The organism is Pontibacter chitinilyticus (genome assembly GCF_039748935.1).
GTDB classification, from domain to species: domain Bacteria; phylum Bacteroidota; class Bacteroidia; order Cytophagales; family Hymenobacteraceae; genus Pontibacter; species Pontibacter chitinilyticus.
Map to the genome: position 1 here is coordinate 1 of NZ_JBDIZJ010000003.1, position 24,066 is coordinate 24,066.

22 protein-coding genes and 1 pseudogene are annotated in these 24,066 nt (G+C 48.6%); 8 read left to right on the forward strand and 15 right to left on the reverse strand.

Annotation, left to right across the window (positions count from 1 at the left end):
• Window positions 1–249 (forward strand): annotated as a pseudogene (locus ABDW72_RS06410) (gfo/Idh/MocA family oxidoreductase); the annotation flags it as partial.
• A 103-nt stretch (window positions 250–352) separates the two neighbouring features.
• On the opposite strand, the gene tsf reads toward ABDW72_RS06410, so the two are convergent.
• The 6 genes from tsf to ABDW72_RS06440 form a co-directional block, all read right to left on the reverse strand.
• Entirely contained in the window at window positions 353–1,186 is an 834-nt protein-coding gene (gene tsf / locus ABDW72_RS06415) for a translation elongation factor Ts (RefSeq protein ID WP_347157654.1), read from the reverse strand.
• Window positions 1,187–1,369: 183 nt separating this feature from the next.
• On the reverse strand, window positions 1,370–2,137 hold the full coding sequence (gene rpsB / locus ABDW72_RS06420; protein WP_347157655.1) for a 30S ribosomal protein S2: 768 nt from the start codon (window positions 2,135–2,137) through the stop codon (window positions 1,370–1,372).
• A gap of 21 nt (window positions 2,138–2,158) precedes the next feature.
• The gene (gene rpsI / locus ABDW72_RS06425) at window positions 2,159–2,545 is read right to left on the reverse strand and encodes a 30S ribosomal protein S9 (RefSeq protein WP_347157656.1); all 387 of its coding nucleotides are present in this window, start codon (window positions 2,543–2,545) and stop codon (window positions 2,159–2,161) included.
• A 4-nt stretch (window positions 2,546–2,549) separates the two neighbouring features.
• Window positions 2,550–2,999, reverse strand: coding sequence for a 50S ribosomal protein L13 (rplM, locus tag ABDW72_RS06430; RefSeq protein ID WP_347157657.1), 450 nt, complete (start codon window positions 2,997–2,999; stop codon window positions 2,550–2,552).
• Between the two features lie 223 nt (window positions 3,000–3,222).
• Window positions 3,223–4,941 carry a M56 family metallopeptidase gene (locus ABDW72_RS06435; protein WP_347157658.1) on the reverse strand — a complete coding sequence of 573 codons (1,719 nt, stop codon included), beginning with the start codon at window positions 4,939–4,941 and terminating at the stop codon, window positions 3,223–3,225.
• A 1-nt stretch (window position 4,942) separates the two neighbouring features.
• A complete protein-coding gene (locus ABDW72_RS06440; RefSeq protein WP_347157659.1) occupies window positions 4,943–5,308 on the reverse strand; it encodes a BlaI/MecI/CopY family transcriptional regulator in 366 nt (121 codons plus the stop codon).
• A gap of 204 nt (window positions 5,309–5,512) precedes the next feature.
• On the opposite strand from ABDW72_RS06440, the gene ABDW72_RS06445 reads away from it, so the two are divergent.
• Window positions 5,513–6,739, forward strand: a complete 1,227-nt coding sequence (locus ABDW72_RS06445; protein WP_347157660.1) for an ABC transporter permease — start codon at window positions 5,513–5,515, stop codon at window positions 6,737–6,739.
• A gap of 158 nt (window positions 6,740–6,897) precedes the next feature.
• Complete coding sequence (locus ABDW72_RS06450) at window positions 6,898–7,878, forward strand: NAD(P)H-quinone oxidoreductase (RefSeq protein ID WP_347157661.1); 981 nt, start codon at window positions 6,898–6,900, stop codon at window positions 7,876–7,878.
• Between the two features lie 34 nt (window positions 7,879–7,912).
• On the opposite strand, the gene ABDW72_RS06455 is transcribed toward ABDW72_RS06450, so the two are convergent.
• Window positions 7,913–8,623 (reverse strand): RluA family pseudouridine synthase, encoded by a 711-nt coding sequence (locus ABDW72_RS06455; protein ID WP_347157662.1) that lies wholly within the window; start codon window positions 8,621–8,623, stop codon window positions 7,913–7,915.
• A 312-nt stretch (window positions 8,624–8,935) separates the two neighbouring features.
• On the opposite strand from ABDW72_RS06455, the gene ABDW72_RS06460 reads away from it, so the two are divergent.
• Together ABDW72_RS06460 and ABDW72_RS06465 are read left to right on the forward strand one after the other, a co-directional pair.
• Window positions 8,936–9,526: an outer membrane beta-barrel protein gene (locus tag ABDW72_RS06460; protein ID WP_347157663.1), complete on the forward strand. Its 591-nt coding sequence runs from the start codon at window positions 8,936–8,938 to the stop codon at window positions 9,524–9,526.
• A gap of 654 nt (window positions 9,527–10,180) precedes the next feature.
• Window positions 10,181–11,050 (forward strand): hypothetical protein, encoded by an 870-nt coding sequence (locus ABDW72_RS06465; protein WP_347157664.1) that lies wholly within the window; start codon window positions 10,181–10,183, stop codon window positions 11,048–11,050.
• A gap of 9 nt (window positions 11,051–11,059) precedes the next feature.
• Here ABDW72_RS06465 and ABDW72_RS06470 read toward each other — a convergent pair whose 3' ends face one another.
• The 4 genes from ABDW72_RS06470 to recA all read right to left on the reverse strand — a co-directional run bounded on the left by ABDW72_RS06470 (window position 11,060) and on the right by recA (window position 15,015).
• Complete coding sequence (locus ABDW72_RS06470; RefSeq protein WP_347157666.1) at window positions 11,060–12,100, reverse strand: sensor histidine kinase; 1,041 nt, start codon at window positions 12,098–12,100, stop codon at window positions 11,060–11,062.
• 3 nt (window positions 12,101–12,103) lie between these two features.
• Window positions 12,104–12,793 (reverse strand): response regulator transcription factor, encoded by a 690-nt coding sequence (locus tag ABDW72_RS06475; RefSeq protein ID WP_347157667.1) that lies wholly within the window; start codon window positions 12,791–12,793, stop codon window positions 12,104–12,106.
• Between the two features lie 198 nt (window positions 12,794–12,991).
• Window positions 12,992–13,801, reverse strand: a complete 810-nt coding sequence (locus tag ABDW72_RS06480) for a DUF3108 domain-containing protein (protein WP_347157668.1) — start codon at window positions 13,799–13,801, stop codon at window positions 12,992–12,994.
• 173 nt (window positions 13,802–13,974) lie between these two features.
• The gene (gene recA / locus ABDW72_RS06485) at window positions 13,975–15,015 is read right to left on the reverse strand and encodes a recombinase RecA (RefSeq protein ID WP_347157669.1); all 1,041 of its coding nucleotides are present in this window, start codon (window positions 15,013–15,015) and stop codon (window positions 13,975–13,977) included.
• An 881-nt stretch (window positions 15,016–15,896) separates the two neighbouring features.
• On the opposite strand from recA, the gene ABDW72_RS06490 reads away from it, so the two are divergent.
• Window positions 15,897–17,843 (forward strand): sulfatase-like hydrolase/transferase, encoded by a 1,947-nt coding sequence (locus tag ABDW72_RS06490; protein ID WP_347157670.1) that lies wholly within the window; start codon window positions 15,897–15,899, stop codon window positions 17,841–17,843.
• Window positions 17,844–17,926: 83 nt separating this feature from the next.
• Window positions 17,927–19,078: a hypothetical protein gene (locus ABDW72_RS06495; RefSeq protein ID WP_347157672.1), complete on the forward strand. Its 1,152-nt coding sequence runs from the start codon at window positions 17,927–17,929 to the stop codon at window positions 19,076–19,078.
• A gap of 86 nt (window positions 19,079–19,164) precedes the next feature.
• On the opposite strand, the gene ABDW72_RS06500 is transcribed toward ABDW72_RS06495, so the two are convergent.
• Window positions 19,165–19,797, reverse strand: coding sequence for a GNAT family N-acetyltransferase (locus ABDW72_RS06500; RefSeq protein WP_347157673.1), 633 nt, complete (start codon window positions 19,795–19,797; stop codon window positions 19,165–19,167).
• A gap of 171 nt (window positions 19,798–19,968) precedes the next feature.
• Here ABDW72_RS06500 and ABDW72_RS06505 point away from each other — a divergent pair, with 171 nt between their 5' ends.
• Window positions 19,969–20,832 carry an SDR family NAD(P)-dependent oxidoreductase gene (locus ABDW72_RS06505; protein WP_347157675.1) on the forward strand — a complete coding sequence of 288 codons (864 nt, stop codon included), beginning with the start codon at window positions 19,969–19,971 and terminating at the stop codon, window positions 20,830–20,832.
• Between the two features lie 181 nt (window positions 20,833–21,013).
• Here ABDW72_RS06505 and ABDW72_RS06510 read toward each other — a convergent pair whose 3' ends face one another.
• From ABDW72_RS06510 to ABDW72_RS06520, 3 genes are all read right to left on the reverse strand, one after another.
• A complete protein-coding gene (locus tag ABDW72_RS06510; protein WP_347157676.1) occupies window positions 21,014–21,442 on the reverse strand; it encodes a hypothetical protein in 429 nt (142 codons plus the stop codon).
• A gap of 187 nt (window positions 21,443–21,629) precedes the next feature.
• A complete protein-coding gene (locus tag ABDW72_RS06515; RefSeq protein WP_347157677.1) occupies window positions 21,630–22,601 on the reverse strand; it encodes an AAA family ATPase in 972 nt (323 codons plus the stop codon).
• A 3-nt stretch (window positions 22,602–22,604) separates the two neighbouring features.
• Window positions 22,605–23,969: a peptidylprolyl isomerase gene (locus ABDW72_RS06520; protein ID WP_347157678.1), complete on the reverse strand. Its 1,365-nt coding sequence runs from the start codon at window positions 23,967–23,969 to the stop codon at window positions 22,605–22,607.
• Window positions 23,970–24,066: the final 97 nt, after the last annotated feature.

The following is a 24,066-nucleotide window of genomic DNA, read 5'->3' on the forward strand; positions in this document are numbered from 1 at the left end:
CAACTGCTCATGCGCGATCCGTCGCTGGTGCACCCGGAAGTGCGCTCCCTGATTACGTTTCCTGGTGGCCACAACGAAGGTTTCCCCGATACTTCCAAGCAAATGTTCAAAGAGGTGTATGCTGCAATTGAAAGCGGTGGTCAACCAGCAAGCCCGACCTATCCCACATTTGCTGACGGTTACCGGGAGCTACTCATCTGTGAGCGTATTTTGGAATCAAATCACAAGCGGGGCTGGGTAGCTATTTAGGCTTGGCAAGTAGAAGGAGTCCGAATAGAATCCTCTTCGATTCGTAAACACAAAAAAGGCCCGCACATGTGCGGGCCTTTTCTTTTTATACTTGTGTTGGCGCTTAGCCGATAGCTACACGCTTGAACTCGCTTACTTTTAAGCCTTTGCTGGTCTTTTCCAGCAGCTGTGAAATAGTGAGCGAAGAGTCTTTTACGAACTCCTGGTTCAGTAGGGTGTTCTCTTTGTAGAACTTGTTCAGCTTGCCTTGTGCAATTTTCTCCAGCATGTTTTCTGGCTTGCCTTCGGCACGCGCCTGCTCTTTGCCTACTTCAATCTCGCGCTCGATCGTTGCAGAATCAACGCCGTCTTTATCCAACGCAATTGGCTTCATTGCCGCGATCTGCATCGCTATGTCCTTACCAACTTCTGTTACATCAGTGCCATTGGTATTTGTCAGACCAACCAGTACGCCCAGTTTGCCATTGGAGTGGTTGTACGCCACTACTTTATCAGCATTTACTGTTTCGTACGATATAACGTCGATCTTCTCTCCAATCTTACCCATCAAGTCAGTGATATGGTCCTGTAGCGAGCGGCCATCAGCCTGTGGTGTAGCCAACAACTCCTCTTTAGAGGTCGGATTTTTAGAAACAGCCGCTTCCAGTACAGATTTAGCCAGGTTCTGGAAATCTTCTACTTTCGATACCGGCTCTGTTTCGCAGGCTATTGCTACTACTTTGCCTGTTGTGCCTTCTGCATTTACCTGCGTCAATACAATTCCTTCAGAAGTGGCATTGTCAGCACGCTTGTTTGCAATTTTCTGACCTTGCTTACGCAGGATGTCCTTCGCTGCTTCAAAGTCGCCATTTGCTTCTGTCAGCGCTTTCTTGCAGTCCATCATACCTGCTCCTGTTTCCTGGCGGAGTCTGTTAACGTCTTGTGCTGTAATAGCCATTTTTTTATACTTAAGAATTATAAATTATACGTTTACTTTTATGGAAGTAGAAATACCTTTGGGCTAACGGCTTGCATCGTAGCTGCCGAGGAACCCTTGTCTTTCTTAATCCCCTAAAACAAACTGAACATTGAAGCAGCTGTGCCCAATGTTCAGTTTGTCTAGGATAATATGAACAATAGCTTATTGCTCGTCTGCTTCTTGTTTCGCCTTAATGCCTTCTTCTTCAGAACGCTTGCGCTCACTTTCTTCTTTGTCCACTTTCCGCTCAGACAAACCTTCTTCAATCGCCTTACCGATGATCGAAACGATCAGGGCTACAGACTTCGAAGCGTCGTCGTTTGCCGGGATAGGGAAATCCACCAGTTCCGGGTTAGAGTTCGTGTCGCAGATTGCAAAAACCGGCAGGTTCAGCTTCTGTGCTTCTTTTACCGCAATGTGCTCACGCTTTACGTCTACTACAAACAGGGCAGCTGGCAGGCGAGACAGGTCTGCGATGCCACCCAGTACACGCTCCAGTTTCTCACGCTCACGAGAAAGCATTAATTTCTCACGCTTAGCAATAGCCGCATAAGCGGTGTTGTCTTTCACCATCTTATCAATGGTAGACATTTTCTTCAATGACTTACGCACCGTAGCGAAGTTAGTCAGCATACCGCCTAACCAACGATCCGTTACATAAGGCATTTTCAGACGCTTTGCTTCTTCTGTTACAATTTCCTGCGCCTGCTTTTTAGTAGCAACGAAAAGGATCTTGCGACCAGATTTAGCAATGTTTTTGATCGCTGAAGTAGCTTCGTCAAGCGAGGCTAACGTCTTGTTCAGGTCAATGATATGGATACCGTTCTTCTCCATGAAGATATACGGCGCCATTTTCGGATCCCACTTGCGGGTAAGGTGGCCAAAGTGAACACCTGCCTCAAGTAATTCTTTATAATTAGTACTTGCCATGTTGTTGATACACCTTTAATATTAACGTTTACTGAACTGGAATGAACGACGCGCTTTACGCTTACCGAACTTCTTACGCTCTACCATGCGTGGGTCACGGGTGATAAAGCCTTCTTTACGAAGTGCTGACTTAGTCTCGGCGTTCTCAACTACCAGTGCTTTAGAGATAGCAAGTCTAAGTGCTTCAGCCTGGCCGCTTACACCACCACCTTTTAGATTGGCAGTAATATCGTACTTGCCAATTAGATCTAAGGTTTGAAACGGCTGATTCACAATAGTTTGTAATACTTCACTAGGGAAGTATGCCTTGATATCTTTACCGTTAATAGTGATATTCCCTTGCCCGGCCGTCATGTAGATGCGTGCCACCGAGGTTTTTCTTCTACCGGATGTATTGATAACTTCCATTAAATTAAATGTTGAGGGTTAATTCTTTAGGCTGCTGAGCTGCATAAGGATGCTCGCTTCCTGCAAAAACATGAAGATTTCTGAATAACTCGCGGCCTAATCTGTTCTTAGGCAACATACCGCGCACAGCACGCTCTACCAACAGCGTTGATGATTTCGCCTTAAGCTCACGGGGAGAAATTCTGCGCTGGCCACCTGGATAACCAGTGTGCGACAGGTAGTACTTCTGATCCCATTTGCGACCTGTGAAACGCGTGTCATCCGCATTGATGATGATCACGTTGTCTCCGCAGTCAGCGTTTGGCGTGTACGAAGGCTTGTGCTTGCCTTTGAGGATCTTGGCAACTTCTGCTGCCACACGACCCAAGCTTCCTTGCCCGGCGTCAACAACTACCCAGCCTTTATTGGCGGTTTTTTTGCTGACATACTGGGTCTTATAACTTAAATGATCCATTTTTAGTGGTTGTAAGCGATTTATTTATTTAATTATAGGACTTTCGGTTCTTGAAAAATGGACACAAAGATATAAGTAATTTATTTGAGATACAACCTCTGTGCAGAAATATGCTGTGTAACAGGTAAATAGTATGACAAGATAGGAGCTACTTGCAGGTATCTTTACCAAAAAGGCCCTGAGAAACGGGTGAGGTTTCTCAGGGCCTTTAGATTTCGGCTTTCTATTTATTGTTGGCTCTTATCGGTGGTGGGGGCGGAGGAGGAGGAGAGGCTGGTAATTCCCCATACTTGTTTATGGCCGCATCCATGCTCTTGCTGTTGTTTAGATTATAAGTCTCGGATTTGCCAGACTTAAAATAAAGGATTATCTTTTTCATATCAGTGCCTGTCCAACCTACCCGATCCACTGTCGGGTTGCGCTTCAGAAATGCTTCGTAATCTGCTGGTAAATTAGCCTTATCCTGAATATAGAGCGGACTTGGCATTGCAGGGGGTGGAGGTGGTGGCGGAACTGATGGGTTAGCTGCCACAGCAGGCGGCGGCGGTGCCGGTAGGGCAGGCAGTGGGCCATACTTCTCCTCCACGGCTGGAATGCGGGGCTTTTGATGAAAGGCATACTCCTCTTCTTTCCCTGACTTCAGGTAGATGATGATGGATTCCAGATTCCAGTTTTTGCTGTTGTCGAACTTCCAGCCCAGTTGTTTTACGGAGGGGTTGCGCTTCAGAAAAGCAACGTAATCGGCTGGTAAGTTATTCTTATAATACGGGTCGTTTGCAGGGATAAAGATAAAAGGAAGCGTACCTGATTGCTCCTGGGTGCTGTGCTGCGGCAGGTGTTCCTGAAATTTTCGGACCTGTTCAGAGTCTTTGTTCTGCTTGGTTATAATGGATATCACATCTTTGCCGGCTTTGTTATCGGGTACTTCTTTAGCCTGCTCTCCTTTTACCACATCTACACTGTAGATAGCATTGGGGTTTAGCTGATCGGCTACCTTCTTCGTGGCTTTTACGCCATCTATATAGTAAACAATAGCGTCATTCTGTTGCTCCCGGAGCACAGGGCCGGCATTCTCAGGCTGTGTTGTATTTTGGAAAGCAAAGAGTAGAAAAGTAACAAGCGGTAGCACAACCAACAACCGGAGCTGACTAGCCTTGCGGGTAGGAATTTTGTTCATCATAGCGATTCTTCTTTTAAGTGAGGGAAAGTAAAATTGATTGGCGATTTGTGGCTCCGGAACGCCTGTCACTTTCAGGAGCAGGTACTGGTAGGTTTTGCGATCCAGACCGGCTTGTACCACTTGCTGGTCAGCAATAAACTCCAGATTCTCTTTAACTACTTTCTTCAGGAGCCATACGCTTGGATTAAACCAGTAAAATACGGTGCTTAGCTCCGCCAGCAGCACATCCAACGTGTGCCACTCGGCTACGTGCACCTGCTCATGGTGTAGTATGGCTTCTATGTCTCCCGCTTTATGCTGCCTGGGATTGAGGTAAATGGTCTGCCAGAACGAGAAGGCGTGGACTATACTTTGAGCTTGCCTGTAACCAATGCCTTGGTATGCGGCCGACATCGAAGCAGCGTGAATGCGGTAGAGGGACACGAACTGCAGCAACAGCCGTATCGCCATAACCGCCGTGCCCAGCCAGAAAAGCACCACCGGAACGAGCCAGAAATTAAAGGCGCTTGGTTCGCCGGGGAGTGCAGGGGCTACCTGCCAGGCGGGCAGTGCAGGGATATAAGTATAAGCCAAAGCCTGGTGCTGCCGAAACAACTCCGATATATCTACCAGCGGGTAGAGCGCGGAGAAGAAGAGGCTAAATAGCAGGAACAGGCGGTTGAGCGCATAAAAAGTCAGTCGCCGCAGCACCAGGTGGTAGGCCAGGTAAAAGAGCAGCAGCGCAATATTTGCTTTCAGCAAGTATAAAAGGAGGGCTGGCATACTATTCTGATTTTTTGTTTTCGATCATATCAATAATCTCCTTCAGTTCTTCGGCGCTGATCTGCTTTTCTTTAGCAAAAAATGCCACCAGGTCTTTGTAGGAGTGCTTGAAGTAATCACCTACAAAGCCTTTCATAAAGCGCTTCTTATAATCTTCCGCTTTAATAAGTGGTGTGTAGCGGTAGGTATTGCCCAGTTTTTCGCTCGCGAGGTATTCTTTTTTCTCCAGGTTCTTCACCGTAGATGCCAGCGTTGTATAAGGCGGTTTTGGCTCCGAAAGCTTTTCCAGAAAATCCTTGATAAAACCGCCATCCAGTTCCCAAATAACCTGCATTGCTTCTTCTTCCTGTTGTGTTAGCTTTTCCATAGTATTACGATATTTTCGTATATTTACGAAAATATCGTAATAATGGCAACAAGATTCTTATTTATCTTTAAAATACTTAGCTGAAGTGCCACATGCAGTCTCTTAGAGATAATCAGAATTGCACGCGGAACAAGTATAAACTAGGGCGGGTAAAGTATAAATCGGGAAGTATAAATCAGTATATTTATACAAATACCTGCTTGTATGCTCAAGAAACTGCTCATTTCCTTTTCACTGGCCCTGCAGAATGTCCAGGCCAGGTTATTTCATACTTTTCTCTCGGTACTTGGCATTGTGATTGGCGTAGCAGCACTGGTAACGGTGTTCGTGCTGATAGATGGCATGGAAAAGTATGCGCAGGAGCAGATCACCACCACTACTTCTCTCAAAGCCATTGTCGTGCTCACGAATACGCAGAAGACCACCGATAACCTGCGCTTGGATAAGGAGAACTATGCTTACCTAACGATGGAGAGCTTCACAAAACTGTTGGCTTCCTTGCCACGCGCTGCCACAGGGCTTCTGCAGCAGCGCCAAAACGGGGAAGTGAAGCTGGCGGGCAAAAACGAGCCCATTGCCGCAACGGTAATGGCGACCAACGCTTCCTTTCCGGCTTTCATCAAAATGGACAAGGGGAGATTCTTTGATACGGCGGATGTGCAACAGCAGCAGCACGTAGCTTTTATAAATCATCATTTTGCCGTACAGGCGCTGGGGAAAGATTCGGCGCAGTCGCTGCTGGGTAAGAGCATCACTTACAACAACCTCCAGCTGCAGGTGATTGGGGAGTTGGCGTCTGGTGCGGGCGAGGCTGCCTTGATTTGTTTTCCGATTACGCTGCTGACGGATGAACAGCTGAAGGCCAGTCCGCCAACGGGCACACTGGAAGCAGTGAACGTAGAGGACGTGCCTCTGCTGCAAGCGCATGCCGAGCAGTGGCTCAAAGCCAACTTCCCTGCTGATACGACGGACTTCAGGGTTGTTACCAACGGATCGCGGGTGGAGCAGGCGGCACAGGGTTTTCTGCTTTTCCGATTGGTGATGGGGCTGATCGTGGGGATCTCCGTAGTGGTAGGTGGTATTGGTGTGATGAACGTGCTGCTGATTTCGGTAACGGAACGCACCGTAGAAATTGGCGTAAGAAAGGCGATGGGTGCTAAAAAGCGTGATGTCCTGCTGCAGTTCCTAGCTGAGTCAGTTACGGTGTCGCTCTTTGGAAGTATACTTGGCCTGCTGCTTGGCGTACTTGCCTCCCTCGGACTAGTACCCCTCATCAAAGCCTTTGCCGATGTACCATTTCAAGCCGCTTATACTGCCAATACGTTCCTGTTAATAGCGGGGGTAGCAGTTGTGGTGGGCGTCGTGTTTGGTACGTATCCTGCCATGCGCGCCGCCCGGCTAGACCCGGTGGAAGCGATTCGACGGGAGTAGGAGGCCGGTTGGTTCTTTTCGTAGAATGTCTTCAGCAGCTTTTTGCCTCGGAAGGAGAGGTGCTGCTGAGGCTGTGAAAGCGTAACCAGTACCTTGCAAGAGAAGCTGAAAAATTTGATCAGCTGTATACTTAGCTATAAACCTTTATTCCATTACCTATGAAAGCAATCCTTGTAAAACAACCCGGCGGCCCCGAACAACTTTATTTGGGCGAGTATGAGCAGCCATTGCCCAAACCTGATGAGTTACTGGTGCGGGTGCATGCTACCGCCCTAAACAGAGCCGACACCATGCAGCGCGAGGGCAAGTATCCGCCACCAGAGGGCGCAAGTCCGCTGTTGGGCCTGGAGATTGCCGGAGAGGTAATAGAGGCCGGCATAAACTGCACGCGCTTTCAGAAAGGCGATAAGGTCTTTGGCTTGTTGCCCGGCGGCGGGTATGCTGAATATGCCATTATCCACGAATCTATGGCAATGCCGCTGCCCGACAAATTAAGTATGGAGGAGGCTGCTGCCATACCTGAGGTCTTCCTTACAGCCTACCAGGCGCTGGTGTGGCTGGGCAAGCTGCAGGCGGGAGAGCGGGTGTTGTTGCATGCCGGGGCCAGCGGAGTAGGCACGGCAGCCATACAGTTAGCGCGGGCCAAAAAGGCTGAGGTGCTGGTCACTGCTTCAGGGCCTAAGCTGCAGGCGTGCCTGGACTTAGGCGCACAGCAAGCCATCAACTATAAAGAGCAGAGTTTTGAAGAGGAGGTAATGGCCTACACAAATTCTGAAGGCGTAGACGTCATCATCGACTTTATTGGTGCGCCATACTTTAAATCGAATATCCGCTGCCTGCGGCAGGATGGGCGCATGGTGCTGCTGGCCAGTTTAGGGGGTGGCAAGGTAGAGGATTTTGACCTGCGTAGCCTGCTGGCCAAGCGGCTGCAGGTGATGGGCTCTACGCTTCGTTCCCGCTCCAGCGCTTACCAAATAAAGCTCACCCAGGAGATGAGTGCTTTCGTGCTGCCTTTGCTCCAGAACGGAAGTATAAAACCCGTAGTAGACACCGTTTTCGACTGGAAGGACGTGGCCGATGCGCATCGTTACATGCAGGAGAATAGGAACATTGGTAAAATTGTGCTGCGGGTGTCGTAGAGACGCCGGATTTGCGTCTCTACGGAAGGGCTGCTTAGTGCAGGCGCAACTGCTTTACCAGCACAGCAAAATCTTTCGGATAAGGCGCCTCTATTTTTACAGGCTCCCCATTGAGCAGTGTAAATCCAATGTTAAAGGAATGCAGGGCAAAGCGTTTGATAAGCGGCTGTTCTTCTGTTTCCTGCTTCAGGTTAAAATTGCGCTTCAGTTGGCTCAGGTATACCTGCTCGCCGCCATACAGCCCATCTGCCACAATGGGAGCACCCAGAAAAGCAGCATGCACGCGTATCTGGTGCAGGCGACCGGTTACGGGGTTGCACTCCAGCAGCGTATGGCGGCTGTAGTTCTCAATGGTCGTGAAAAAGGTTTCTGCCGGCTTGCCCTTGGGCGTTAGTTTCGCTACTCCTTTGGCGCTGGCCTCAATAGAGCGGTTTACCAGCTCGTCTTCAAACTTATGCTGCCCCCATACTACGGCATGGTAAATTTTATATACTTCACGGGCTTCAAACTGCATGGCCAAGTGGCGATAAGCTTCCGGGTTCTTGGCAAACACCAGGCAGCCGGATGTATCCTTGTCCAGGCGGTGGCAGGCCTGCATGTCGGGGCTATATTGGCGGGCCAGCTTTAGCAAGTTAGTAGAATTAGGTGTGCGGTCCTCTAATGTAGACAAAAATGGGGGTTTGTTCACCACCACATAGTCCTCGTTCTCAAATATGATCAGGTCCTTAAAAACCGGGTATTTCATCTTGCTTTATACTTTGTTTCAGATACAGCTATCCTTGTTGCCATACATGCTGCAAAGATACGCAATTTTGAGGTGTTCGGTATTTAGGTATGTATGGCTTCTGCTCTAGGGCGGCTATTCTTAACAAAGTGGAATAAAGTTATTTCTATCTTAAATACTATAGCTGGAGGATTTTAACTATATTAGTAGAGTCAGATGTATACTTGCAGTGAAGCACTGTAGCCATGTGCTCGCTTGCTAATCGGCGAAGTATAAATTACTGCGCGGCAAGTATGCTGGTGTCCTATAGATCTAAATCTTAACTACATACTTATGAAAACAACCTTACTGCTAATGCTCTGCCTTTTAATGGCATGCACCCAAGTATTTGCTCAGACTATACCTAAAGGTGAATTGAACTTTACATTTGCTACAGGAACAAATGTAATTCTGGAACCACAGTTAGACGGAGCAGGAAGTTACAATGGAGAAGGGTTTTACGGGATAGGCTTATCTTACCTAAAGCCCTTAAACAACTGGCTAAGTATGGAAACAGGCCTTGCTTACACGAACTATACTGTCAGTGTTACACCAGGTTTTTATCCAGGTCGGGAGATGGCCACCCGGACAAGTAGCCTTGCATTGCTATCAGTTCCCATAACTGCCAGAGCCAACTTTTGGAAATATCTTTTTGTACAAGCCGGGGTGGTAGCGGATTTTGAGACGAAGAGCAGCTTTGTAGACGACCAGTCTGGCATTGGATTTATAGCTGGCGTAGGTTTAAAGTATAGCTTCAGCCCCAAAGTGTCGGCCTTTGTCAATCCCTTTTTACAACAGCACGCTGTTATTGCTTTTCGAGCACAAAATTACCAGCAGAGCATGCTAGATGCTGGGGTAAGGCTGGGAATTGGCCTAACGTTATAAGCAGATTTTAAGCTTAACAAACTTCTTTGCCCAAACCCTTAGGAAAATGATTAAGGAAAATACCTTACACATACTATCAACAAGCTAGCCACTTACCTTTACAGCATAACAAATGAAAACAACAAATTACCTCCTGCATTTCCTGTTCGTATCTGCGCTTATTTTTACAAACCTGAGTTGCACAAAACACAAGATTGAAAATCCTGAACCTGAACTGAGCATTATTTCAGAAGAAGTAACCGGTGCAGCGCCAAAGATAATCGACGACATTTACAGCTGTAGAATACCCGATAGACTATGCAGAAGGCCAGGAAGCATTTGATTGGGAGAACCTGGAATATTTGCCTTTGCCTCCGGGTGTGCAGCGTGTTCCTATGCCCTGGAGTGACAAAGCAAAACGCAGTTCAGCGATGATATTCGCAATGACTACAAAAAGTCGGACGGGTGGGAGTTATACATAAGCACTTCTTCGACAAAGCACTGGTCGGAGCCACTAATGCTAGGCTTGTATAACAAGTACAGAGGCATTTTAAGGTATTACTATTTTGTTGGACCGGGTACACAACATGTGCAGGATTACAATATTCTGCAAAGCAGCGTGCAAACGTCTGAAGGCTCTCCCTTACTTAATTTACAAACCAATTCATCGTTGACGTGGATAAGAACAACATGCCTGCTTTCTCTTATGAGCCGCAGCCACTTGCCGATTCCTCTTGGCTTGCCGTAGAGTATGAACTAGCTTTCGACAAGAATATTTACAGCAAAAATTCCATGTTCCGGATAGGGAGTACCCTTTTAATGGTAAAGCAATATGCACTGTCGCTCAACGGGCAGCCAGCAGGCAAGCTAGAGAGCAAAGTGCATGCTTTCGGATTAAGTCAGAATTTTGGAAGCACTATATCAGCGGATGCTGTTTACATGCTGTATGGCCAAAAAGATTTGAGCCAACTAGCCGGCTCACTATCCGGAGCAGATCTGGATCAGCTAAAGAGTTTGAAGGAAGAAGCTGTATTGGATGCTATAAATTATAAAAGGGCTTGGGCGCATACCAAATGGAACACAACCTTAGACATGCAGCTGGCGCCTTCAGGAGTTGGCTTAACAAACGTGTATTTTAATGTAAGCGGATCTGACCTCTCAAGTGGGCAGGGGCTGGCGCCTTTTTATTCGAAAGCGTTAGGCGTGTTTTACCTGAACAGGAGGCCTGTTTATCAAGAAACATCAAGTTCTGATGCTGCTCATGCTTATCAGTATAAGCTTGACGTAAGCTCAGTAGAATACCTGTTTAACCCATCGGTTTTAGAAATGGCCGGCATTCAGAACCTGGAACAGGAACTGGTGGCCACCGAGCAGGAGTCGTTGCTAGAAGACGGTAAAAGAGCGACGTTCTATATGGGGCAGCTGCTGAAAGCAAACAAGCCGCTCCACATTCAGGGCGTGCGGGTAAGCTTTGACCTGGTGCCCAAGAACGGCAGCGGCACCGTTCATTTCATCAAAACGTTCAAGGCTACCGCTGAAAGCTAGTTCCGCCACCTACTCCTTCTTCGCCTTCGGCAGCTTAAACCGCAGCGTGGTACCCTTGCCCAATTCGCTTTTGATAGCGATGATGGAGCGGTGCGCCTCCACGATGTGCTTGCAGATGGCAAGGCCCAGGCCGGTGCTGGTGGTATCGCGAGCGCGGCTCTTGTCGATGCGGTAGAAACGCTCGAAAATGCGGTTGATGTGCTCCTCAGCAATACCTTTGCCGTCGTCTTTTACGGTGATGGTATACTTCTTCTTACCTTCAGAAAACGAGACCCAGATGTTGCCTTTGCGGCGTCCATACTTGATGGCATTGTCCACGAGGTTGATGAAGACCTGCCGCATCCGGTTTGGGTCAGCATAAAGTATGATCTGCTCTTCAGGCTCTACTAACAGGTGCAGCGTCATTTCCTGCGCGGCAGCTTTCAGTTCCAATTGCTCAAATACCTCCCGCACCAGCTGCGCGGCATCAAAGTTGCGTTTCTGCATCTTCACCACGCCTTTTTCAAACTGCGAAATGCTGATCAGATCCTGCACCAGCGCATCCAGGGAGTCGAGGCTTTTGCCGGCTTTCTGCAGAAACTTATCGCGCACGTTGGGGTCATCTATGGCGCCGTCAAGCAAGGTATGAATGAAGCCCTGTGCAGCAAAGATGGGTGTTTTTAACTCGTGTGACACGTCAGCCAGAAATTCCCGGCGCATCGACTGCAGGTGCTTCAGCTCATCGATCTCCTGTTGCTTCTGCTCGGCGATCAGGAAAATATCTTCCTTAATTTTTTTAAGCGGATCAGCAGTAAAGGCCAGTTGTCCTTCAACTTTGTTGTAGTTCTGCTTCTTTAGTTTCTCCAGGCTCGAGTAAACATTTTTGATCTCGCGAAACACCAGCGCCTCATAAGAGAAGTGCACCAGAAAAAAACAGCTAATGAACACCACCACCAGCGCAACTTTCAGGCCTTCGGACGAGAGGTAGGTGGCTAAAGCAAGAAAGGCGGTTAGCACAACAGCCACCGCCAATGAGGTTAAAAGAGCAAGCGTACGGGAGTTTAGATTCATGCTTTAATCGGTGTTGAACTTATAGCCTACCCCTTTGATGGTTCTGATGTTTTCTTCGCCGATCTTTTCACGCACTTTACGGATGTGTACATCCACGGTGCGGGCAATCACATACACATCGCTGCCCCACACATTGTTGAGGAGCTCTTCGCGTGTAAACACTTTGTTTGGTGTAGCAGCCAGGAACGAGAGCAGTTCGAACTCCTTTTTCGGCAGTGTGATTTTGCTGTCGCCTTTATACACGGCAAAGCTGGTGCGGTCGATGCGCAGGCCGCCGATCTCGATTACTTTCTCCTGCTCTTCCTGCTGCGAGTCGCGGCGGGTAAAGGCAGCCAGGCGGCTAAGCAATGCGCGGGGTTTGATAGGCTTCGTCAGGAAATCATCGGCTCCGGCCTCGAAAGCAGCTACTTCTGAGAACTCCTCGGCACGGGCAGTTAAAAAGATAACGTGGGTATGGCGGAACTCATTCATTTCGCGCAACTGGCGGCAGGCGGCAATACCATCCAGCACTGGCATCATCACGTCCATCAGGATAATGTCCGGCTTGAAATCTTGTGCCTCTTCAATTGCTTTTTTGCCGTTCTCTGCCTGCGCTACATCGTAGCCTTCGCGGGTGAGGTTATACTGTAGCATCTCTACGATGTCCGGATCGTCGTCTACTACAAGGATCTTATAGTTTGCTGCGGTTTGCACAGTGGTATGGGATTTGGTTAAGTAATTATTCCCTTAGGCCCAGCAACAACGTGCTAACGCAAGCGGGGCTAAGTTGTAAACAATCCAACTGCAATGCCTTTATACCCTGTAAAGATACTACACATTACAGTACCTTAGCCGATTTAACCAAATCATAATATTTTCTTAACACAGGCGCTACTCCGTGCCGCACAGCCTTTAATTTTGAGCCAACATCAGTTTGTGCTTCAGGTTTTTATAATCGTAGAGGTCAACTTTCAGCGAGCCCACAAACATTTCTGCCTCTATCAGTACCGGAATCTTGTTTTTATCATCCGACAAGTATACGGTAATAGCGTTTTCGCCCTTAAACATTTTATTAGCCGGCATTTTAGGCACCAGTTTGATGGCCCTGAAATCGCCGGCTTTTGTGCTCACCACCTCGCGGCCTTTATAAATCACCTGCATATCGAAGGTTTCTTCGTCAAAGAATCCTTTCACATTCACTTTGTCGCCGGGGCGCAGTTTGTCGTAGTCGATGGTGCGCAGGTAGTACATTCCACTGACAATGTCCTGTACATTATCGGGTATTTTATAGCTGCCGGTTTCCTTTGGTTTTGATTTCTTTTTCTTCTCTACAGAGGCAACATTGCTGTAGTGGTTAAAGTCCACTGTTTCGCGTTTGCGGTAATTGCCCTCCTCAATGTTGCGGAACGAACGGTGTGGCAGAATAGCAGCGGTATCGATGTATGATTGCCACGTATCCCGCACTCTAATAAACAGATCGAATGAGTTAGTGGTTTTGCCATACACGGTAGCACGGTAGCAGGGGCGTTCATTTACCTGGTGTATCATCGGCGATACATCGATCACTGCTTCAGCAGCTGTAATAGGGCCATAGTGTACTTTATACTTTAATACCTCTCCGGTAGAGAAGCTTTCATTGGGCACAACGCGCATCCACTCTTTTGCAACGAATCCAAAAGCCACAAATAAAATTAAAAGTATAACCGGGAAAAACTTCTTCATACGTCATCAGCATTTAGAACAGCCTGTCTATAAAGAGTTATAATCAACTTTTATACCAACTGTATCTTCATGGCCTAATTTAAACATCTAAGCCGAGGGAACCAACCCCTTTAAAGCAAAAAGGTGCTACTGTTACGTAGCACCTTTTATTACTTATATGTGGGGAAAAGAGTTCATTCTGCAGCAGCATCTTCCAGGGCAGCAGCCACTTTCTCTGGCTCGCCCTTCACAATGTCTCTGATCTTACGCTCTATTTCCTCCATCAGTTCCGGATTGTCAAGCAAGATCTGCTTCACACCATCGCGGCCCTGTCCCAGCTTATCGCCGTTATAAGAGAACCAGGAACCTGATTTCTGCACAATGTTCAGTTCTACGCCCAGGTCCAGAATCTCGCCTACTTTAGAGATACCCTCGCCATACATGATGTCAAACTCCACCACTTTGAAAGGAGGTGCAACCTTGTTCTTCACTACTTTCACGCGGGTACGGTTACCGGTAATGTTGTCAGCGCTTTCCTTGATCTGACCAACGCGACGAATATCGAGGCGCACAGAAGCATAGAATTTCAGAGCGTTACCACCGGTAGTTGTTTCAGGGTTACCGAACATCACACCAATTTTCTCACGCAACTGGTTGATGAAGATACAGCAGCAGCCGGTTTTGTTGATAGTACCGGTAAGCTTGCGCAGTGCCTGTGACATTAAACGTGCCTGCAGACCCATTTTGCTGTCGCCCATGTCGCCTTCCAGTTCGCCTTTAGGAACCAGGGCAGCTACGGAGTCAATCACAATAATGTCGATCGCACCGGAACGGATCAGGTGGTCGGCAATCTCCAGCGCCTGCTCGCCATTATCTGGTTGCGAAATCAACAGGTTTTCAGTGTCAATCCCAAGCTTTTTGGCGTATGTCTTGTCGAATGCGTGTTCAGCATCGATAAACGCAGCCAGGCCGCCTGCTTTCTGAGCCTCTGCAATCGCATGCATGGTCAGCGTGGTTTTACCAGAAGATTCCGGACCGTATATTTCGATAACACGGCCACGTGGCAAACCGCCAATACCTAAAGCAATGTCCAGCCCCAGAGAGCCGGTAGAAATGGCCGGTATGTCCTCTACTTTCTCATCGCTCAGCTTCATTACGGTGCCTTTACCGTACGTTTTGTCGAGTTTATCGATGGTCAGCTGCAGGGCTTTAAGTTTTTCGTTGCTTACGCTCATGTGTTTGTGATTAATGATCTTTTATATTGAAGGTGAAATTACGAAATCGGAGCCAATATCCAAAACAGTAGCCAAGTATTTTGCTAATTATTTTAGCTGATTAGCGCCGTCTGATCATAACAAAGCAAGCGACGCTTTTGTGCCATACTTTCTGCTTTTTTATGTAGTTTTAAAAGCCTTTTAGCAGTCTTTTTCTTTTGTTTCACAGCAGGTTAACATTGTCTTTGCTAAACATGCTCTTCCTCAGGGGTATGCAGCCGGCAGGTAGTAGAATGCTAATGTGTTTAGGCTTTATAAGAATGCTTCTGCGCTTTAGTATGCCGGCAGGTGTTTATGGCCTTGTTCGTGTCCAGACTTTCTGATAGTTGTGTTCGTCTCTTCTTTCTAACCTTTGTGGCAAGCTCCCGGTTCAATGTTTCACGGTTTAATTCTTATGCGAAACCAAGTAAACTGGGAGCAGCTCCTTACAGGAAAGGACCTGACATCGGGCTTCTGTTCCTGCACCGTTAACTTACCTCCATCAGGCGCATACGCTAAAGTATAACATATGCGCTTTTCTGATTTATAGGAACCACAGCGCAAACCACGAAGCAGCTGACACTTCTTGCACTATATATTAAAGTATACTATAAGATTTCCGAGCGAAATAAATTCCAGCTGGATGACTTGTGTAAGCATATAAATTGTTTAATTTAGATGAAACTTATATTCAGCTTAATAATTTCAACAAACTTCAGGTTGCAGAATCCTTGAGGTGCTGATGAACGCCCTTGCAAAACTTTCCCATGCCAGTGGCTGGTGCGGCTTAGTGCTAGAGAACTTCGCTGGCGACACGTGAAATATTGTTTTAGAGGTAGTAGAAAAGCGGAATACCTAATCTTATGAGCATGATTCGCAAGATAAGCTGCCTCACCGTTTGCTTTATTCTATTCCTGATCTTTATCCGGGCCATCACCTATGGCCTGGGATTTACGTTCCTGCTGCAGGGCTTGCCGCAGATCAAACGCGTGCTGTTGATCAGCGTACAGGACATTGCCCTTGCGGTGGGCTTGGGAGGACTGGCTGTAGTCACTTGTATTGCTTTCCGGAAACACCCCGCGGTCCAGCGGATTACTTACAAAGCCTATATCGTTATACTGCTGCTAGCCTTAAGCTGGTCGTTAGTAAACATTTTTGCAGTAGGGATTCTGAACACGCCGGTTAATTACCAACTGTTATACTATAGCAATTTAGTAGGAAGCCGGTTTGTGCTGGATCTGATGCAGGGGGGCATTTTCTGGGGAGTGCTACTCATCCTGGTAGTTTTAAGTATAGGGCTATTGCTGCTCGGAAAGTTACTTGAATCCGTGACCAGCAGGTGGCACGGCACTAGAAGTGTAAACACGTTAGTCGCTGTGGTGGCAGGAGTAGGCCTGTTGGGCTACTTTATAGTGGGCTACCGCTATGTAGAGCGGATACGCGACAACCACCATGACGATTATGGCAAAGTAGCAAACCCGGTCTTTGCGTTTGCCAGCTCTTTTGCGCCCCACGTACGCCAGGAAGCCGCCATGTTCCAGGATTTCCCGGCAGACTCGCTGCAGAAGTATCGGGGTGCCTTTGAAAAGGCTGCGCAAACGTATGTACCCGCGGCTCCGACAAACCCCAAAGTAAAGAACGTGATTTTGTTCATAATGGAATCCACGCCGGCAGAGTATGTAGCGGGGTATGGGAGTAAGTATAATGCTACCCCCACAATCCAGCAGTATTTATCAGAGGCGGTTGTGTTTAAAGATGTTTACTCCCACAGCCCAAACTCGGTTAATGCGCTCTTTTCCATGCTTGGCTCCAGCTATCCGGAGCTGTCTTTCAGTAACATTGTCTACGAGCATCCTGATCTGCAATGGCCTACACTGAGCTCTGAGCTAAAGAAGCAAGATTACCGGACTGCTTTTTATGGGTTCTCCGACACTTCCTACATGGGAGTTAACCGGTTTTTGTCGTACCGTAAATTTGATAAAATCATCGACCATAAAAGCCTTCCCTGCAACGTGGCCGCTTTCCAATCAGATGCGGATGGTGCTGACGGAGGGAAGGATGAAGTATGTATGGTACAGAATTTCATGCACTGGGTAAGCCAAGACAAAGAGCAGCGCCCTTTCTTTGCGATGCTTTGGACCATGCAGACACACTGGCCATACTTTGAATCGGGTGCTGAAAAGATTTATGAGCCGAAGAACCCGAAGTTGAACAGGTACTTGAATGCGCTCCACCACACAGATGCAGCCCTGGGGCTTTTGCTCGATAGCCTGAAACAAAATGGGTTGGCAGAATCTACGCTGGTAGTGGTGGTCGGCGACCATGGCGAAGCATTTGGCCGGCATGGGCAGTACGGACATGGCTCTAACATTTATGATGAAAATGTGCGGGTGCCGCTGCTCTTTATCAATCCGCTACTCTTTAGTGGGCAGCAGCAAACAACGGTGGCAGGGCTGGTAGACCTGCCGGTGACCATTCTGGACATCCTGCAATATCCTGTTCCGAGAGAGTGGCAGGGCAGCAGCCTGTACAATGCATCACGCACTAAAACAACCTACTTTTTCTCCACCTGGTCTGATTATTTGTATGGATGTCGGATAGATAAGTATAAAGCTATCTATGATGTTTATACAAACAAAACGGCGATTTATGATCTGCAGCAGGACCCAAACGAAACAACCAACCTGGCCGATAAAATGCCTGCTCTTGTAAAAAGGAGCAACAACCAGTTGGCACATTGGGTACAATACAACCGGGCGCTTTTAAACGAGGCCAAAGTCATGTCTAAAAGTGCTGCAGCCGTTAAGTAAACCAGCAATTTAATTGCCTGCAGCCCGCAGGACGGCTGAAAGATTGTACCTTTACTGCTATCTGCCATTTTCTGTCGCCTGCTATGCGTATACGTTCCTTTGCTCTGCTGCTGCTTTCCCTTCTCCTCAGCCACTTTGCCGAAGCGCAGTTAAACAATCAGGCCCTGTTGCAAACGATGCCGGTAGTTCCGCAGAATGCAAACCAACTGCGGTTCAGCATGTATAGCTTTGGCTTTTGCAAAAACAATGAGTACTTCAACAAAATAGCAGATGGCTATACTCTGTTCGGGTACCAACTCAACCCCAGGCTTACGTATTACCCCTCGGCCAATGTACGCATCGATGCCGGCGTTTTCCTGTGGAAAGATTTCGGCAGTGGTGGCTACCAGGACATTGTCCCTACTTTTACCATCAAGGTCCAACGCGCTAACTGGGCGCTGTTGTTTGGCACGCTGGAGGGCAACCTGAACCACGGTTATATTGAGCCGCTTTATAACTTTGAGCGCGTCATAAACAGCCGGCTTGAGAATGGGGCGCAGTATCAACTGCATACCCCGGGCATTAACCTGGATGCCTGGATAGATTGGGCCAATATGCTGTATGTGGGCGAAGATGACCAGGAACAGATACACGCGGGTGCCACGGCAGCCATTACCCTGCTACGACAGGAAGCAAAACATACCGCCGGCGATAGTCTGCTGCTAACTTTGCCGGTGCAACTTACGGCGCAGCACAAAGGCGGCCAGATAGATGCCTCCGACCTGCCACTGGTAACGCTGCTGGATGTTGCCGCCGGCCTAGACCTGGAAAAGACGTATGCCGATGCCGCCCTGCAGCGCGTGTATACCAAAAATTACTGGGTAGGCTATAAAGATCTGTCGAATGAGTACCTGAGGCGTTTTACACAAGGCCATGGCCTATACCTGAACGCAGGCGTGGACACGAAGTATTCGGATGTGATGCTGAGCTACTGGCATGGCCGGGGGTACATTTCAGAGTTGGGCGGCAAACTGTACCAGTCGGTCTCCACCACCTACAAAAATCCGGGCTACGTAGATGAAGACCGCCGCCTGCTCATTCTGCGCCTGATGAAGGATTTTGAGCTGCTCGACAACTTATACCTGACACTGCGGCTGGAGCCCGTAATGGACTTGGACGAGCAGCAGATAGAGTTCTCCAATGCCCTCTACCTGACCTTCGACACAGACTTTTTTGTGGCAAAGCCAAAACACTAGGGTAAACTTCACGCAAATGGCAATACATGGCGGTCGTGCAGTTCTGCCCCTTTTCTATGCCGGGGAGTATAACTTTTGAGAAAGTATCAGGCTGTAACGTCAGAATGAACGGCGTTCTGTTGCTGTTGCTGATGCTCAAAATCGTAGCGGGTAATGCCGTAGTAACACAGGTCCAGCAGTTCATCGGAATCAGCACCGCGGTAATCGTTGCGGAGCACCCCTTCTTTTGTAAAGCCACATACTTCGGCAAGCTCTCCGTAAAAGTTGTTGTTTTGTGTGCAGCGCAGGTATACCCTGTTCATGCCCAATTGTTCAAAGGCAAAAGTAACCACTGCTTGCAGCGCCTCCTGTGCCAGCGCACGGGTGCCGGGCCAGTCCGTAACATACATTCCGAGTTCAGCTTTTGGCACACTGCGGTCCAGGTTTTTAAGGGCTACATCGCCAATGTAGCGTTTACTGTCTTTCAGCCAAACGCCAAAGTCAAATGTGCGGCGAGTGTCCCAGTCAGAGCGCAGTTGCTGTACCTGCATGCGGGCATCCTCCAAAGCATGTACCCGCGCTAATCGGCTGCCAAAGGCCGGTAATAAAGTAGCAGAACTCTCCTGCAGCAGTTGCATAAAATCGGTCGCATCGTCCTCCTGGTAAGGGCGCAGCAACAGGTGCTGCGTCTGCAGGCGTTCGTCAGATGATGCAGGCAATACGTTGTATAAAAAGCTCATAAAGGTTCCTCGGGGTTTAATGCTTCGGCCAGCAAGCAGTGTGTGTTTACCCTTATCATACGCTTATTAGCTTAAAACGTGCTATGCCTCGCCACATTCTGCACACCTTTAGCGGCACTAGCTGTTTTATCGTTAGTATAAAAGACAATTAATCAACCTAAAGAAAACAACATGGGAAACAGACTAGAAGGAAAAGTGGCTATCGTGACAGGCGGTGGTTCAGGTATAGGCGAAGCCATTTGCAAGAAGTTCGCCAAAGAAGGCGCTAAAGTGGTGGTGGCCGGATTGCCGGAAGACCCGGTAGAGGCCGTGGCCAAAGAAATACAGGAAGCAGGGGGAACTGCCATTCACTTTAAAGGCGACCTCTCTACGGAAGCGAATGCGAAAAGCTGCGTGAACCTGGCCGTGAAGCAGTACGACAAGCTCGACATTTTGATCAACAATGCCGGCGTGTTTCCGGAAACAAACCTGCTGACCGATTTCTCGGAAGAGGCCTTCGATTATATGATCCGGAACAACTGCAAAACGACCTTTGTGATGTCGAAAGCGGCCTTGCCGGAATTACAGAAAACGAAAGGCAACATTGTTACGGCAGGCTCAGAGGCGGGCGTGCTGGGCATCCCGAACAATACGCCATATGGCGGCACCAAGGCCTTTAACATTGCTTTTACCAAAGGAATAGCTGGCGAGCAGGCGCAGTTTGGTGTACGGGCAAACATCGTGGGCCCCGGACCGATAGATACGGCCTGGACCCACAAAGAAACCGGTCCAATGACGGAGAAGATGGAGAAAACGAACAACCAGGCTAACCTGACCGGCCGCAGAGGTACTCCCGAAGAGGTAGCCAATGTATACCTGTTCCTGGCCTCAGATGAAGCCTCTTATGTAACCGGAGCGCTTTATATGGTAGATGGCGGCATTACGATTGCCAAAGGACCGGCAGGCGATCAGGCAGCTAAAAGCATGAAAGAGCAACCCAAAAGCGATCTCAACCTGGAGCATTCCATGGATGGGCACACCTCCATCCGGAAGTAAGGCGCAGAAAGTAAAGTATAGCAGCCTCTTAGGCAGTTAACACTTATACGTGAGGCTGCGTTTATAACATAGGCAGCATACTTCAGTAAAGCAGTCATGCAAGTATAAGCCGGACAAGTATAAAACAGTAAAACCACAGCCCCTTAGTATAAGGCTGTGGTTTTACTATGTATGGGTTATACTATTGATTCAGGAAAGGGTAGTTGTGGTGTTTGGGGCTGCCAAGTTGCTGCTGCTCCATCATAATGCTTAGCGTATGCGCCGTTTCATTGATGAACTCCAGGCGGCGCATCAGCATTTCCTTTTGCAGTACCACGCCTGTTGCAGTTCGCATGTAAGCACGTTTATTGTCCAATACATGGTGCAGCACATCGCTTACTGCTTCTTCATGCTGCAGAAACCATTGCTGAAAGTCTTCTATGCGCCGAGCGCCAGGTGTAGCAGAGGTAAACTCCAGGCCATGCAGGTGCAGCACATCCGCCAGCAAATCTACTTCCAGCGGAATGGTGGTTTCAAAGGGCATGGTGCGGCGTTCCAGTTTGCTGTGGAGGGCACCAATGATAATCGCCAGGTTATCTTTAAAGCGCAGGTATAAAGCAGCCGCTTCCATAAGTATTAAAGGTGATGTATAGTAAAATTAACAGCGCAAAATTACACCAATTTGGATGGATTGCAATCAGGTGGCAGATTGGTTGCTCAGGAAGTATGTGGGCAGCATGGCTAAAGCCGTAAAGTAATCGAAGCCATCATAGAAGTGCCGCAGAATCTCCGCAGTAAAGCAACTTAGCCCTTAAGCACTATAGCAGCTCCCGGATGATTTGCTCAACAGTAATGCCTTCCGCCTCTGCTTTGAAGTTGCGTACAATGCGATGGCGCAGGATCGGCAGTGCTACGGCTTGTACGTCCTCAATATCCGGGCTATATTTGCCGTTAAGTAGCGCGTTGCACTTGGCGCCCACAATCAGATGCTGCGAAGCGCGTGGTCCTGCTCCCCACTCCAGGTACTGGCTGGCTTGTTTAGAGCCCCGCGGCTCGTTCGGGCGGGTGCTGTGCACCAGTTGCACGGCATATTCTACCACATTGTCTACCACAGGCACACGGCGCACCAGCCGTTGAAAAGCCAGAATGTCATCTGCGTGTAGTATCCGGTCAAGGCTATACTGCAGTGATCCGGTGGTGTTCTTTACAATCTGCAGCTCCGATTCATAACTAGGGTAGCCCAGGGTGATGTTGAACATGAAGCGGTCCAGCTGCGCTTCGGGCAGGGGATAGGTGCCTTCCTGCTCAATCGGGTTCTGCGTGGCCAGCACAAAGAAAGGCTTTGGCAGGTCGTAGCGACGTCCGGCTACCGTTACCGCATGCTCTTGCATGGCCTCCAGCAGTGCCGCCTGCGTTTTAGGTGGTGTACGGTTGATTTCGTCGGCCAGTACAATGTTGGCGAAGATCGGGCCGGTTACGAAGTTGAAGTTGCGGTCTTTATCCAGTGTCTCTGCCCCCACAATATCAGAGGGCATCAGGTCGGGCGTGAACTGCACCCGGTTAAAGGACATGTCCAGCGAAGAAGCGATGGTTTGAATGAGCAGCGTTTTGGCAAGCCCTGGCACTCCTACCAGCAGGCTGTGCCCCTGGCAAAAAACAGCGGTCAGCACCAGCCGTACCACTTCTTCCTGCCCCACAATCACTTTGGATATTTCGGCGGTCAGGTCCTGGTAAGACTGGTATAAGGCGTCGGCTGCTTCTTTGTCAGAGGTATACGGCTGCTGTATCATGCGTTATTGGTTTAGCTGTAGTACCTGGCAATTCTGGTACTCCGGATCGATTTCGATAAACACGGTGTCGATGTTCTTTCTGAACCAATCGTCTACGGCTTTCCCTTTCTTCTGGTTTAGCGCGGCCATCGCTATCTTTTGGTAGTCATTCTTCAGGTTAGCCTGGTGGGGCGTTGATTTGCCTTTCAAGTAAATGATACGTGCTGCCTCCTTGCCATCTTCCGTGCGGAACGGGATAGGCTTTGAAATCTCACCTACCTGCATCGTATCAATCACAAAAAAGATAGACGGGTCTACCTGGTCCATTGGAATGTCGGTGCTGCCTGTAGACCGGTTCTGCAACATACCGCCGTTGTCTTTGGTGTTCTTGTCATCCGAAAACTCTTTGGCTGCTTTGGCAAATGTCAGGCTGTCATTCATTACCAGGGTGCGGATGCTGTCAAGCTGTGCGGAGGCTTCCTGCACATCTACGGTGGCTGTGCCTGGCTTAATGAGGATGTGGCGCGTGTTAAATTCCTGCCCTTTGCGCTCGATCAACTGAATCAGGTGAAAACCAAACTGCGACTCGACCACATTGGAGATCTGGCCTGGCTCCAGGCGGAGGGCGGCTGCCTCATACTCCGGCACCAGTTCTTTTTTCTTAAAGAAGCCCAGTTCGCCCCCATTTGCAGCTGAGCCAGGGTCCTGTGAGTACTGCTTGGCTAGTGTAGCAAAATCTTCGCCGGCCAGAATGCGCTTGCGGATGGCTTCGAGTTGTTCGCGGGCTTCCTGCTTTTGCTGCTTGCTTACCTCTGCATACTTTATAATCTGCCCGAGCTCTACTTCAGAAGAGAAATAAGGCAGACTGTCCTTAGGTATATTGTTGAAGTAGCGCTGGATCTCTTTGGGCGTTACAGTCACTTTGCCGCTAATCTCCTGCTGCATCTTCTCCATCACCATCTGCTCCTGCACTGTTTTGCGCAGGTCGGTTTTTAACTGGTTGATGCTTTTGTTGTAGTACTGCTCCAGGCGCTGTACGCCTCCTACCTGCGCTGTCAGGTAGTCGATCCGGCGGTTCAGTTGATCTGTTACCTGCGCTTCATCTACAGTTATAGAGTCTATAGCGGCTCGGGCCAGCAACAACTTGTCCTGCACCAGCGATTTAAGCACCTGGCACTTGAGTTCGTCACTTGGCTGTTGTTTGCTCTGGGTCAGGTACTGCAGGTAACCAAACTCCAGGTCGGAGCGCAGGATCACGTAATTGTCTATTTTGGCGATAATGCCATCTACCTTGCGCTGCACGGGCGCCTGGGCAAAGGTACTTGCGGTAGTGAAAAGGAGGCCGACAGCCATCCATACTACTTTGGAGAACAGGTTTCTCTTATTCAATTTTAGTAACATATTTGTTTGCACTGCTAAACCAACGCACAAGTTACGGCTTTATTCTAACATTATCCTTTTAAAGGACCAAAGCAATACCAGCGCC